The sequence below is a fragment of the Bradyrhizobium sp. IC4060 genome (assembly GCF_020193715.1).
GTDB classification, from domain to species: Bacteria; Pseudomonadota; Alphaproteobacteria; order Rhizobiales; family Xanthobacteraceae; genus Bradyrhizobium; species Bradyrhizobium yuanmingense.
On record NZ_JADYVJ010000012.1, the window covers coordinates 95,128 to 108,361 of the forward strand.

At 65.1% G+C, this 13,234-nt stretch carries 10 protein-coding genes; 1 reads left to right on the plus strand and 9 read right to left on the minus strand.

Going from position 1 to position 13,234, the window contains the following annotated elements; genetic code table 11:
- Window positions 1–61 precede the first annotated feature (61 nt).
- From I6F16_RS30075 to I6F16_RS30115, 9 genes are all read right to left on the minus strand, one after another.
- Complete coding sequence (locus tag I6F16_RS30075) at window positions 62–1,147, minus strand: branched-chain amino acid ABC transporter permease (protein WP_193760773.1); 1,086 nt, start codon at window positions 1,145–1,147, stop codon at window positions 62–64.
- Window positions 1,144–2,154, minus strand: a complete 1,011-nt coding sequence (locus tag I6F16_RS30080; protein WP_036002397.1) for a branched-chain amino acid ABC transporter permease — start codon at window positions 2,152–2,154, stop codon at window positions 1,144–1,146. The genes I6F16_RS30075 and I6F16_RS30080 overlap by 4 nt, the downstream gene beginning before the upstream one ends.
- Window positions 2,151–2,873, minus strand: coding sequence for an ABC transporter ATP-binding protein (locus I6F16_RS30085; RefSeq protein WP_109142068.1), 723 nt, complete (start codon window positions 2,871–2,873; stop codon window positions 2,151–2,153). Before I6F16_RS30085 ends, I6F16_RS30080 begins: the two co-directional genes overlap by 4 nt.
- Window positions 2,870–3,646, minus strand: a complete 777-nt coding sequence (locus I6F16_RS30090) for an ABC transporter ATP-binding protein (protein ID WP_225113288.1) — start codon at window positions 3,644–3,646, stop codon at window positions 2,870–2,872. The genes I6F16_RS30085 and I6F16_RS30090 overlap by 4 nt, the downstream gene beginning before the upstream one ends.
- A 157-nt stretch (window positions 3,647–3,803) precedes the next feature.
- Complete coding sequence (locus I6F16_RS30095; RefSeq protein ID WP_036002387.1) at window positions 3,804–4,988, minus strand: substrate-binding domain-containing protein; 1,185 nt, start codon at window positions 4,986–4,988, stop codon at window positions 3,804–3,806.
- A gap of 104 nt (window positions 4,989–5,092) precedes the next feature.
- The gene (locus I6F16_RS30100; protein WP_225113289.1) at window positions 5,093–7,126 is read right to left on the minus strand and encodes an acyl CoA:acetate/3-ketoacid CoA transferase; all 2,034 of its coding nucleotides are present in this window, start codon (window positions 7,124–7,126) and stop codon (window positions 5,093–5,095) included.
- A gap of 245 nt (window positions 7,127–7,371) precedes the next feature.
- Complete coding sequence (locus I6F16_RS30105) at window positions 7,372–8,814, minus strand: sigma 54-interacting transcriptional regulator (RefSeq protein WP_225113290.1); 1,443 nt, start codon at window positions 8,812–8,814, stop codon at window positions 7,372–7,374.
- Window positions 8,815–8,979: 165 nt separating this feature from the next.
- The gene (locus I6F16_RS30110; RefSeq protein ID WP_225113291.1) at window positions 8,980–10,716 is read right to left on the minus strand and encodes an EAL domain-containing protein; all 1,737 of its coding nucleotides are present in this window, start codon (window positions 10,714–10,716) and stop codon (window positions 8,980–8,982) included.
- Window positions 10,717–11,148: 432 nt separating this feature from the next.
- Window positions 11,149–12,114 carry an HWE histidine kinase domain-containing protein gene (locus I6F16_RS30115; protein ID WP_057025911.1) on the minus strand — a complete coding sequence of 322 codons (966 nt, stop codon included), beginning with the start codon at window positions 12,112–12,114 and terminating at the stop codon, window positions 11,149–11,151.
- Window positions 12,115–12,293: 179 nt separating this feature from the next.
- On the opposite strand from I6F16_RS30115, the gene I6F16_RS30120 reads away from it, so the two are divergent.
- Complete coding sequence (locus I6F16_RS30120; RefSeq protein WP_225113292.1) at window positions 12,294–13,133, plus strand: glucose 1-dehydrogenase; 840 nt, start codon at window positions 12,294–12,296, stop codon at window positions 13,131–13,133.
- Window positions 13,134–13,234 lie beyond the last annotated feature (101 nt).

The window sequence follows — 13,234 nt, forward strand, 5'->3', positions numbered from 1 at the left end:
TTGTATCGCGCCGGTTGTGCGGCGCCCGCCGCAAACGCCGCGCCGCGTCACGAATCATCGGTTAATGCGAGGCGCCGGCGGTCTTCTTGCCGCCGCCATGGCGCAGCCGTCCGACCACGCCGGTCGGGAAGAAATAGACGCTGGCGATGAACAGCAGCCCGAGCCACAGCAGCCAGCGGTCGGGATGCAACAGCCCCGGCAGCAGCGGCAGCCCGGCTTCGTCTGCCGCCTTGGAGGCGACTCCCATCAGCGACTGCAGATAGTTCTGGGCGAGGATGAAGATGGTGGCGCCGATGATCGCGCCGTAGATCGTGCCCATGCCGCCGATCACCACCATCAGCAGGATGTCGAGCATGATGGAGAAGCTCAGCGAGGTGTCGGGACCTGCATAGCGCAGCCACAGCGCATTCAGGATGCCGGCGCTGGCCGCGACGAGGGCGGCGAGGCAGTTGGCGTAGGTCAGGTGGAACACGGTGCGGAAGCCGAGCGCCTCGGCGCGAAAGCGGTTCTCGCGGATCGCCTGCAGCACGCGCCCGAACGGCGAGTTCACGACGCGCAGCAGCGCGAGGATCATCAGGGCCGAGATCGCGAACACCAGGTAGAAGGTCAGGATGCGGCCGTTGATCTCGAAGCCGAACAGGTTCTTGGAGATCAGCACCGTGCCGGGGCGCAGCAGCTCCGGCAGCTGGAAGCTGCGCCCGTCCTCACCACCGGTCAGCCAGGACAGCTGCGAGGCCAGCACCTGGAAGGCCGAGGCGACCGCGAGCGTGATCATGGCGAAGAAGATCGCAGCGACCCGCAGCGAGAACAGCCCGATGGCAAGCGCAAGCAGGGCTGCGAGCGGCAGGCCGGCGACGATGCCGGTGGCGACCGCGGCCCAGTTCGGACCCATGCCGTACAGCGCGATCGCGATCGCGTAGCTGCCGATGCCGTAGAACATGGTGTGGGCGAACGACACCGAGCCGGTATAGCCGAGCAGGAGATCGTAGGAGGCGACGAGGGCTGCGAAGATGCAGATCTTGGCCGCGACGTTCAGTGCCTTGGCGCCCGGGAACAGGAATGGCGTTGCCGCCAGCGCCAGGATGATGACGACGAGAACGAGCGTCAGGACGCGGCTGCGCGGCGGATCGCCTGAGAGGATCATCATCGGCTGGTCACCGCATAGAGGCCGCGCGGCCGCCACATCAGAATGGCGACCATCAGCAGGATGTTGGAGACGAGGGCGAGCTTCGGCACCAGGAAGCCGCCGTAATTGGCGACCATGGCGACGAGGATGGCGCCGATGAAGCAGCCGCCGATCGATCCCAACCCGCCGATGATGACGACGATGAAGATCAGGACGGTGAGGTCGTCGCTCATGGAGGCGTGCACCTGCTCGCGGTAAAGCGCCCACATCACGCCGCCGAGGCCGGCCAGCGCCGATCCGGTCATGAACACGCCGAGGAACAGGCGGCGGATGCGGTAGCCGAGCGCCTCCACCATCTCGCGATTCTCGACGCCGGCGCGGATCAGGAGGCCGAGCTTGGTGCGGTTGAGCACGAGCTGGATCGCGATGAAGACGGAAAGCCCGATCAGCATCGCCAGCACGCGGTACTTGGCGATCGCGACGTCGCCGATGATGAAGGAGCCGCGGAGCGAGGCCGGCAGCGGCATCGGGATGATCTGCGGCCCCCACAGCGCATAGAGCGTCTGCTCGGCGACGATCAGGCCGCCGGTGGTCATCAGGATCTGCTTCAGGTGCTGGCCGTAGACGGGGAGGATCAGCACGCGCTCGACGACGAGGCCGAGCGCACCCGACACCGCCATTGAGAGCAGCGCGGCTGGCCCCAGCACCGCGAGGTTCATCCAGAGCGAATCGGCCTGGATGGACGCCGCGAACGGCGCCAGCACCAGGGTCGCGACATAGGCGCCGACGGCGATGAAGGCGCCGTGGCCGAAATTGAGCACGTCCATCAGGCCGAACACCAGCGTTAGCCCTGAGGCCATGATGAAGATCATCATGCCCATGGCGAGGCTCGCGACGGTCAGCGTCAGCCAGGACGAGGTCGATCCGATCAGCGGGATCATCAGCAGCGCGAGCGCGAGCGGCAGCAGGATCGGCGCGAGATCGCGTTTCGGCTTCGGCAGCGGATCGGTTGCGGCAAGGTCTGTCACTGATGCGCCTCCAGGCTCAGGCCGAGCAGCCGCTCCTGCAGCGGCACGTCGGCGGCGAGTGCCGCCATCTCGCCGCGATGAACGATGGTGCCGTTGTCCATCACCAGCACGTTGTCGCCGAGCTCGCGGGCGGCAAAGAAATTCTGCTCGACCATCAGGATCGTGGCGCCCTTGCGCTTGATCTCCTTCAGGCACTCGATCAGCGCCATCACGATGGCGGGCGCGAGGCCCTTGGTCGGCTCGTCGATCAGGAGCAGCTTGCGCGGCTCGACGATCGCGCGGGCGATCGACAGCATCTGCTTCTGCCCGCCCGACAGGCTTCCCGCGCGCGACAGCCAGAAGCGGCGCAGCGCCGGGAAGAAGCCGAAGATCCAATCCAGCTGCTTGTCGTCGAGCGGCGCGTCGCGCGCCGCCAGCACCAGGTTCTCCTTCACCGTGAGATCGGAGAACACGGCCATGCTCTCCGGCACGTAGCCGACGCCGAGCCGCGCGATGTCGGGCGTCGCAAGGCTCTCGATGCGCTGGCCTGCCAGGGTGATCTCGCCTTTCGAGGCCTGCCACAGCCCCATGATGGTGCGCAGCGTCGTGGTCTTGCCGGCGCCGTTGCGGCCGAGCAGCATCGTGACCTGTCCTTCCGGCACCGTGAGATCGATGCCCTGGAGGATGTGATAGCGCCCGATATGGGTGTGCACGCCGGAAAGCTTGAGGAGATCGCTCATGCTGCGCTCCCTGCAGCGTTCTTGGGCGCGATGCCGAGATAGGCTTCCTGCACGATCGGCGAGGCGATCACCTCGGCGGGTGCGCCGTCCGCCACCAGCTGCCCGTTATGCAGCACGATGATGCGGTCGGCGAGCGAGCGCACCACGTCCATCTTGTGCTCGACCAAGAGGATGATCTTGCTCCTGTCCTGCTTGAGCTGCGCGATCAGGTTCAGGACGATCGGCACCTCGTCGATGCTCATGCCGGCGGTCGGCTCGTCGAACATGAAGACTTTTGGCTCGAGCGCGATCATCAGCGCCACCTCGAGCTTGCGCTGGTCGCCATGCGACAACGCGGTCGCAGTGACGCCGCGGCGATTGCCGAGCGCGACCTGGTCGAGAATGGCGTCGGCGCGCGCGATCAGGTCGCGGCGCACCATCCAGGGCCGCAGCATGTCGTAATGCGTGCCCGCTGCCGCCTGCACCGCGAGGCGGACATTCTCTTCCACTGAGAGGTTCGGGAAGAGATTGGTGAGCTGGAAAGCACGTCCGAGACCCGCACGGGTGCGCATTGGTGCGGAATGCTCGGTGATGTCGGCGCCGTCGAACAGGATGCTGCCGCCGGATGCCCGCAGCTGGCCCGAGATCAGATTGAAATAGGTGGTCTTGCCGGCGCCGTTCGGCCCGACGATGGCGGTGAGCTCGCCCGGGCGAAACGTGCAGGAGACATTGTTGACCGCGACATGGCCGCCGAAGCGGATGGTGAGGTCGCGGGTTTCGAGGGTGAGCGGCATGGGTTCAAGCGTGTCGGCGGTTGTGACACCTCTCCCCCGGAGGGGAGAGGATTTGCGCAGCAAATCGGGTGAGGGGGCACAGGTCCCACGAGAGGGCGGTAGCCCTCACCAGCGCCTTCGGCGCGACCTCTCCCGCAAGCGGGAGAGGTGAGCGCCATCACCGCTTGTTCTTGATCGGAACGTTCATGTCCTCGATCTTCAGCTCGCGCACCGGCTCGAGCACGGCCCAGGCGACGTTCGGATCGACCTTGACCTTGAAGTGATACATGCTCTGCAGCGCCTGATGGTCCTCTTTCCGGAACACCATCTTGCCCTTGGGCGTGTCGAACTCCAGGCCCTCCATCGCGCTGATCAGCTTCTCGGTGTCGGTCGACTTCGCCTTGGTGACGGCGGCGACGACGGACATCGCAGCCGCGAAGCCGCCCGCGGTGAAGAAGTCCGGCGGCGCGTTGAAGCGCTTCTGATGCTCGGCGACGAGCCAGTCGTTCACCGGGTTCTTCGGGATCTCATAGAAGTAGTAGGTCGCGCCTTCCATGCCGGGCAGACCCTTATAGGCGGCGAGCGCCGGCAGGATGTTGCCGCCGGTGGAGAGCTCGATGCCGTAGCGCTTCGGGTCCATGTCCTGGAGCTTGGCCAGCGGATTGCCGGCGCCGGCCCAGATCACCCAGATCACCTTGCGGCCAGGCTTGTCCTTCAGCGCGTCGAACAGGCGCTGGCCGACCGCGGTGAAGTCGGTGGTCGAAGTCGGGGCATATTCTTCGGCCGCGAGCGTCGCGCCGGTCTTGGCGAGCGCCTCCTTGAACGCGGCGACGCCGTCGCGGCCGAAGGCGTAGTCCTGCGCCAGCGTCGCCACGGTGACGCCCTGCTTGCCGATCGCGACCGCGTTGGAGATCGCGTCCTGCGAGGAGTTGCGCGCCGTGCGGAAGATGTAGCGATTCCATTTCTCGCCGGTAATCTGGTCCGCGACCGCGGGCTCGACGATCAGGATCTTCTTGTTCTCCTCGGCGACGGGAAGAATGGCGAGCGCCGCGGCCGACGAGGTCGTGCCGATCGCGATATCGACCTTGTCATCCTGATAGGCCTCCGAGAGCGCGGCCTTGGCGAGGTCCGGCTTGCCCTGGTCGTCCTTGGTGATGATGACGATCTTGCGGCCGTCGAGCGTCATGCTGCCCTTGGTGGCGTATTCGAATCCCATCTTCAGGCCGGTCTCCGTCTGCTTGGCGTAGGCCTCGAGCGGACCGGTCTTGCCGTAGATCAGCGCGATCTTGAGATCGTCGGCGAGCGCGGAGGTGCCCGCGCCGAGCGCGAGGATGGTTGTTGTTATGATGAGTGATCGACGCACGATGGTCCCTCCTGATGTAAAGTTTCTGCCGACAGCGATTTGCACAACGTCACGAACATTGCAATTGATCCTTCCGGCGGCGTGCGCCGGAGCGAGAGCATGCATCATTTTTGAGCCTGGCTCGCATTGCGCGCCGCGCCGGCCTCGACCTGGCGCCAGTCCGACTGCGCTTCCTCCGCGCTCTCGAAGATGTGCGGCGCGACGCCGCGCTTCTCCAGGGCTTCGCCGAGCTTGATGCGCAGGAAACCCGACGTGGTGTAGCGCGACACGCCGGAATAGAAGCGGTCGACGAGGCTGCGCACCATGGCCGAATAATCGTCCATCAGTTCCGGCAGGATAGAAAAATTGTCATAATTGACGATGGCGTAGACGCGGCGTCCGAGCGGCGCCAGGCGGGCCTCGACGATGGCGGCGATGGTGTCGATCTCCGCCTTGCTGCGCAGCGGATAGCGCTCGAGATTGACGAAGAACAGGTTCTGCTGCTCGTCCAGCGTGAAGCGCTGGTCGAGCGGGATGGTGAGCAGGCGCTCGCGCAGATCCATCAGGCCGTCGCCGAAGATGCGCGCGTCCATCAGGGCGGGGTCGCGCGGGATCAGCGGCTTGAAGTCCATCAGGCGCAGGATGTCGCGCTCGATGTCGATGCCGGGCGCGACCTCGACGAGCTCGAGCCCGTCCTCCCGGAGCTCGAACACGCAGCGCTCGGTGACGTAAAGGGTGCGTTGCTTGCGCGCGGCGGCAAACGGGCCGCTGAAGGTGACGTGCTCGACATTCTCGACGAATTTGCGCGACGTGGCCTCGCCCAGGATGACGAGCTTGCCGCCCTTTACCGCGATGCGTTGCTTGCCCGCACCGAACGTGCCGACGAAGATCACTTCCTTGGCGTTCTGGCTGATGTTGATGAAGCCGCCAGCGCCTGCGAGCTTCGGCCCGAACTTGCTGACGTTGAGGTTGCCGGCGCGATCGACCTGGGCAAGCCCAAGGAAGGCGGCGTCCAAACCGCCGCCGTCGTAGAAGTCGAACTGGTAGGGCTGGTCGATCACCGCCTGCGTGTTGATCGCCGCGCCGAAATCGATGCCGCTCGCCGGGATGCCGCCGATCACGCCCGGCTCCGCCGTCAGCGTGATGAGGTCGATGATCCGCTCTTCATTGGCGACCGAGGCGATCCCCTCGGGCATGCCGATGCCGAGATTGACGACGCTGTTGGCCTTCAGCTCCAGCGCCGCGCGCCGGGCGATGATCTTGCGCTCGCTGATCGGCATCACCGGCAGCGAGGCGGCGCGGACCCGGATCTCGCTCGAGAAGGCCGGATTGTATTGCGTGCCGAAAGTCTGCCAGTGGTTCTCGGGCCTCGACACCACGACACAGTCGACGAGGATGCCGGGAATCCTCACTTGACGCGGATTGAGGCTGCCGGCCTCGGCGACGCGCTCGACCTGGGCGATGACGATGCCGCCGGAATTATGCGCCGCCATGGCGATGGCAAGCGCCTCCAGCGTCAGGGCCTCCTTCTCCATGGTGAGATTGCCGTCGGGATCGCCGGTGGTGGCGCGGATGATCCCGACATCGATCGGGAAGGTCTTGTAGAGCAGGCACTCCTCGCCGCGCAGCGTGATCAGCTCCACCAGGTCCTCGGTGGTGCGTGCGTTCAGCTTGCCGCCGCCGTGCCGGGGGTCGACGAAGGTGCCCATGCCGACACGGGTGATGTGGCCGGGCCGGTGCGCGGCGATGTCGCGGAACAGGTGCGTGATGACGCCCTGCGGCAGGTTATAGGCCTCGATCTGGTTCGCGATCGCGAGCTGCTGCAGTTTCGGCACAAGGCCCCAATGCCCGCCGATCACGCGCCGCACCAGGCCTTCATGTCCGAAATGATTGAGGCCGCGCTGCTTGCCGTCGCCCTGACCGGCCGCATAGACCAGCGTCAGATTGCGCGGCTTGCCTTGCGTATAGGGCGCATCGCCCTCATGGGACAGATAGAGCTCCTCCAGTGCGATGGCGATCTCCTCGGCAAAGCCGATGCCGACGAAGCCGCCGGTCGCCACCGTGTCGCCGTCGCGGATCAGCATGACGGCTTCATTCGCCGAGACGACCTTGCCCTTCTCGGAATTGCGCAAGTAAGGCAGAGCTGGATGATGGCTCACGGTGTTCCTCCCGCTCCCTGGACCGTAGGCCTTGTTGTGCTTGATCTTATCGCGAAGCGCTGCCCCGGAACAGGTTGCTCCTCGCGAAGGAAAGACGGCAAAGCGGAGAGCAAGGTCCGCGCCAGATCCCGCAACCTCGCGCAAAACCGCTGAAATCTGCGGCAATTGCCTGCAATTCGCCTCGGAAGAGCAGCCGGGTGCGGTGACCGGAATCCGAGACTCCGGACAGTCCGGTGTCTCGAAACTCAGACGGGTGCCGATCCCGAGGTGAGGCCGAACTTGGCGAGCTTCTTGTAGAAGGTCGCGCGCGAGATCCGCAGCATCCTGGCGGCCTCGGTGATCTGGCCGTTGCTGGCGGCGAGCGCCTGCTCGAGCGTCTGCTTCTCGAACTCGGCCTCGGCCTCGGCATAGGGCACCACCAATCCGGCCGGGCGCTCGGCCGGTGCAAGCCTGACCTCGGTGCCGATGGGGAGAATGCGGGCGACATCCTCGCCGGTGAGCCGCCCGGAATCGCTGAGGATCAGCGCGCGCTCGAGGATGTTGCGGAGCTCGCGGACATTGCCCGGCCAATCGTAACGGGCGAGCGCAGCGAGCGCGCTCGGCGTGATCTTCGCCTTGACGTAATCGCCGGACGCGCTGATGTCGTCGAGCAGCCGGGCGCAGATATCGGGGAGATCGTCGAGGCAGTGGCGCAGCGGCGGCAGGTCGACTGAAAGCACGTTGAGCCGGTAGTAGAGATCGGCGCGAAATGCGCCGTCGCTGACACGCTTGCGCAGGTCCACATTGGTCGCGGCGATGACGCGGACGTCGACCCTGGTGATCTTGTCCGAGCCGAGCGGCTCGATCTCGCGCTCCTGCAGCACCCGCAGCAGCTTGGCCTGCAATTGCAGCGGCATCTCGCCGATCTCGTCGAGGAACAGCGTGCCGCCGTCGGCAATGCGGAACTTGCCCTCGCGTCCCCGTCGGTCAGCGCCGGTATAGGCCCCCGGCGCAGTGCCGAAGAACTCCGATTCGATCAGGGTCTCGGGGATGGCGGCGACGTTGACGCTGACGAACGGCTTATCGGCGCGCGAGGAGGCGTTGTGGATCGCCTGTGCCAGCATCTCCTTGCCCGTCCCGGTTTCGCCGGTGAGCAGGACGGTGACGCTCTGCCGCGCGGCGCGGCTGGCGATCTCCTTGGCGCGCGCGATCGCCGGCGTCGTGCCGACGAAATCGGCGAAGGTGAAGCGCGCCGCGCGGGCGTTGGACAATTGCCGCCGAGCCAGCCGCAGATCGCTCTCGAGCTGGGCGACGCGGGCGAGCAGGGGCTTCAGGCTTTCGAGATGATCATAGAGCACGAAGCCGATCGCGCCGATCACCGTCCCGTTCTCGTCCTCGATCGGCATGCGGGTGACGACGAGTTGCTCGCCGCCGAGCTCCATGATGTCGAGCAGGATCGGCTCGCCGGTCTCGGCCACCTTCCGCATCAGGCTGTTCGGGATGACCTCCTCGATCGACCGGCCGATCGCCTCGCTGGCATGGTCGAGACCGAGCGCGGCAAGATATTTCTCGTTGACGTAGACGACGCGCCCGCCGCGATCGATCGCAATCGCGCCCTCGCAGAGCTTCTCCAGCCGCTCGAACAGCGTCTCCATCGCGCGCGCGCGGAGATAGGCGGGATCGCTGATCGAGGAGGCGGCGGCAGGCATGAGATACCTCGGGGAGGTCCGCCCCGTGTATTAGCAAAAGTCCAGCGATTTCAAAGGGGGAAATGGCGCCAAAGGAGGAATGGGCGCTGAACCCAGCTCAGCAACCGCTGTCGTCCCGGGCTCGCTTCGCGCCCCGGGACGACAGCGGTATGTGTCGCGCCGCCCCTACCGCCGGTACCCGCTCGCCCGCGAATAGCCCTGGCGGTTCTGTTGCGCCGGGCGGCTTGCCACGCTGACCCGCGCATCGCTCGAGGCGGGCGTTGCGAGCTTCAGCTCCTCCAGGAAAATCGGCCGGGAGAAATAATAGCCCTGCGCGTAGCGGATCTTGGTGGCGGCCTGCAGATAGGCCAGCTCCTCGTAGGTTTCGAGGCCTTCGGCGATCACCGTCATGCCGAGCGCCTCGCTCAAGGATTCGATCGCGCGCAGGATACCCTGGCTGCGCGGACGATTATGAATGTCGGTGATGAAGGAGCGGTCGATCTTGATCTCGTCGGCGGTGATGTCGGCCAGCGCCGAGAGCGAGGAATAGCCGGTGCCGAAATCGTCGATCGAGACGCCGACGCCGAGCTTGCGGAACATCGGCAGGATCTCGTCCTGAAAATGATTCTTGGCGACGAAAGCATCTTCCGTCACCTCGATCATGAAGCGCTGCGGAAAGCCGGTCTCCTCCAGCGCCTGCGCAAAGCTGCGCATGAATTCGGGATTGCCGGCCTGCTTGGCGGCAACGTTGATGCTGATGGTCGCTTCCGGGCCGAACGTGTCGTTGATCAGGTCGATCGACTTGACGATCTCGGCGAGCACGAGATGGGTCAGCTCGTCGATCAGGCCGAGCTCGCCGGCAAGATTGATGAACGAGCCGGGCGCCTGGATCACGCCTTCGTCGTCGCGCAGGCGCACCAGGGCCTCGATGCCCTTCACGGCCTGGGTGCGGATGTCGACCTTGGACTGGAAGGCGCAGCAGAAGCGCTTTTCCAGGATGGCGAGCCGCAGCGACTGCTCGACCTTCATCCGCGCCTGCGCCTCGCGCTCCATGCTGGCATCGAAGAAGGCGGCCAGTCCCTTGCCATTGTTCTTGATGCGGTACATCGCGATGTCCGCGTTCTGCCGCAGCGTTTCGAAGCTGCGTCCATGGTCGGGATAGAGGCTGATGCCGACCGAGGTCGAGGCGAACACTTCCGAATGGTCGATGAAGAACGGCGCGGTCAGCCGCTCCAGCGTCGATTGCATGAATTCGGCGACTTCCTCCTGGCTCTGGATCGGTGACAGCAGCAGCAGGAATTCGTCCCCCGAGATGCGCGAGAGCATGTCGGAATCGCGCAAGTCCCGTCCGAGCCGCTTCGACAGCTCGACCAGCAGCGCGTCGCCCACGGCGTGGCCGTAATAGTCGTTGATGTGCTTGAAATTGTCGACGTCGAGAAAGGCCAGCGCAAAACGTTCGCCGCTGTGGTCGTGCGCCAGCAGGGCATTGGCGCGGTGCTCGATCACGCGGCGCGAGGGCAGCCCGGTCAGCTCGTCGAAATAGGCCGAGCGGAACAGCTGGTCCTCGAAATTCTTCTGCTCGGTGATGTCGGAGGATGCGGAGATCAGGAGCTCGCGTCCGTCGAGACGAACGGGACGATGGGTCGTGAGCAGCACCTTTCGCGCGGCGCCGACGTGAAGCGCTTCCTCGGTCACGACGGGCTGCCCGTCGCTCAGGGCCTGGCGGCAGGCCTCGCGCCGCGGCGTCAGATCGGGTGAAGGACGGCTGCCGTCCAGGCCGAGCTGCGCGGCGGCGGCATCGTTGACCAGCAGCAACTCGCCATGCGCGTCCTGCACGGTGAGGCCGGCCGGCAGCATTCTAACGATTTCCTTGAGAAAACCGAGCTCGGCTTCAGTCGCGCCGGAATATTGATTGTCGTTCATAGAAGTCATGAATCTTGTTGTTTCAGCGCGCCTTTGCAATGGGCGCGATCTTCCGCGGTTCCCTCTTAAGTTTGGTTAAGGGGTCAGGAGAAATACGGGGGTGTTTTGGAGAAAACTTGCGACGATCCGACGCGCGCTGGCGATCGTCATTAACGGAGCGTCAACGCGCTCGGCGAAACAGCGAAGTATCCGCGTGGGAGCGATTTCGCCTGCGGCCATCCTTCGAGACGCCCGCCGTGGGCGGGCCCTCAGGATGAGGGCCGGAGTGCGCTGCGCGATATCACCCGAGCACCGATGCCGCTTAGCCTCATCCTGAGGAGACCGCGAAGCGGTCGTCTCGAAGGACGAGGCGCTTGCTCAGGTCGCGCAAGTGCCACACGCGATTGCGCCGCCGCGCGGGCAGCAAGGAGCACACCTTACATGTTGCGACGTCTACTCGCTTCGTGGAATTCGGCACTGCATGATGCAATGCAGCCCGGTTTTCAGATACGAGATCTCAGTTTTGCCGTCGAAAGCCGACAGTGCCGACTTCAAGAGCTTGGTGCCGAAGCCGGGCTCCGAAACCTTGTCCACGCTCGGTCCTTCGGTTTCGTCCCAGGTGATCGTCAGGCGGTCGTCGGTGATGGTCCATGACACCTGCAACAGACCGCGCGGTGAGGAGAATGCGCCGTACTTGCCTGCATTGGTGGCAAGCTCGTGAAACATCAATGACAGCGTGACCGCGAGCTTGGGCGGCAGGAACAGCCGCTCGCCGTTGAGCGTGAAGCGGACATGGCCGTAAGGCCCGAGCTCGGAGATCAGAAGGTCGCGGATGTCGCAGCCGGCTTTGTCGATCCGCGAGATCAAATCATCGGTTGCGGCCAGCGAGCGCAGCCGCGGATCGACCCGGGCCCAGACCTGCGGCTGGTCGTGCAACACCTGGTGCACCACGGCATGCACCGTCGACAGCTTGTTCTTCAGCCGATGCTGGAGCTCCTCGACCAGCAGCTTGCGATAATCTTCTTCCTCGATCAGGCGTCTGGAAATTCGGCGCTGCTCGGCCAACATGGTGCGATAGTGCTCGACACCCCAGATGGTGATCGCGCACACGGTCCAGTAAAGCGCCAGCAGGACAAACCGCGCGCGATCGGCAAACGCATCGCCGAAATTCAGCGCGACGCCGAGCACGCCGCCGACGAGCGCCGTCACGATGCCGATCCGGAATCCGCCCAGGGCCGCAGCAAAGAAGACGGCCGGGAAGTACGGCGTGAAATAGATGTCGGGACGAACCTGAGCGAGGCCCCAGCGGACCAGGGTTGCAGCCAACAGGCAGACCACCGCAAAGCCGATGCTCAGAGCGAGCGAGGGCGGCGCCGCACCCTGCCAGCCCTTGCGGAACTCCTCGATCAGCTTCCTCATGCACTGCCTGGTTGCGATAGGCGTTCGACGATCGAGCGGCCCGTGAGGATGTTACGCATGCCGCCCATACAAGCATAGCTTGCCTTGTCGGAAGCGGGCAGGAATAGTGACCGCTGCGGCGACGGCGGCGGCCGGCATTCGCCATTTGGCATCAAATCACTCGAAAACAGGAACATTCCATGGGCAGGCTGGACGGCAAGGTTGCGGTGATCACGGGGGCGACGAGCGGCATCGGATTGCGCACTGCGGAAGTCTTCGTTGCCGAAGGTGCCAAAATTGTGATCGCAGGCCGGCGCGTACCGGAAGGCGAGGCGCTGGCGAAGCAGCTCGGGGAAAGCTGCGTCTTCCGTCAGACCGACGTCACCGTCGAAGCGCAGATGCAGGTGCTGATCGCGCTCGCGGTCGACAAGTTCGGCAGGATCGATTGCCTGTTCAACAATGCCGGCGGGCCGGCACAGACCGGCGGCATCGAAGGCCTCGAGGTCGAGCGGTTCGATGCGGCGATGGCGACGCTGGTGCGCAGCGTCATGCTCGGCATGAAGCACGCCGCACCCTACATGAAGAATCAGGGCGGCGGCAGCATCATCAACAATGGCAGCATTGCCGGCCGCCTCGCCGGCTTCTCGTCGTCGATGGTCTATGGCGCGGCCAAGGCGGCGGTGATCCATCTCACCAAATGCGTGGCGATGGAGCTCGGCGAATCCAACGTTCGCGTCAACTCGATCTCGCCCGGCGCGATCGCGACCGGCATCTTCGGCAAGGCGCTGGGGCTCTCGACCGATGCCGCCGAGAAGACGCCGGCGGTGATGCGCGAAGTCTACAAGACCGCGCAGCCGATCCCCCGCGCGGGTCTTCCTGAAGATATCGCCCAGGCCGCAGTGTTCCTGGCCAGCGACGAATCCAGCTTCATCAACGGCCACGACCTCGTCGTCGACGGCGCCATGACCGGCGGCCGCAACTGGAGTCAACAGCAGCAGGGCTATGTGGCCTTGCGCAAGGCGTTCGATCAGGGGGCGTAGCAGCTCCGGCGATGGTGCCGTAGGGTGGGCAAAGGCGCGCCCTTCGCGCGCCGTGCCCACCATCGATGTTTGCACCCGGAGAAACGTGGTGGGCACGCTTC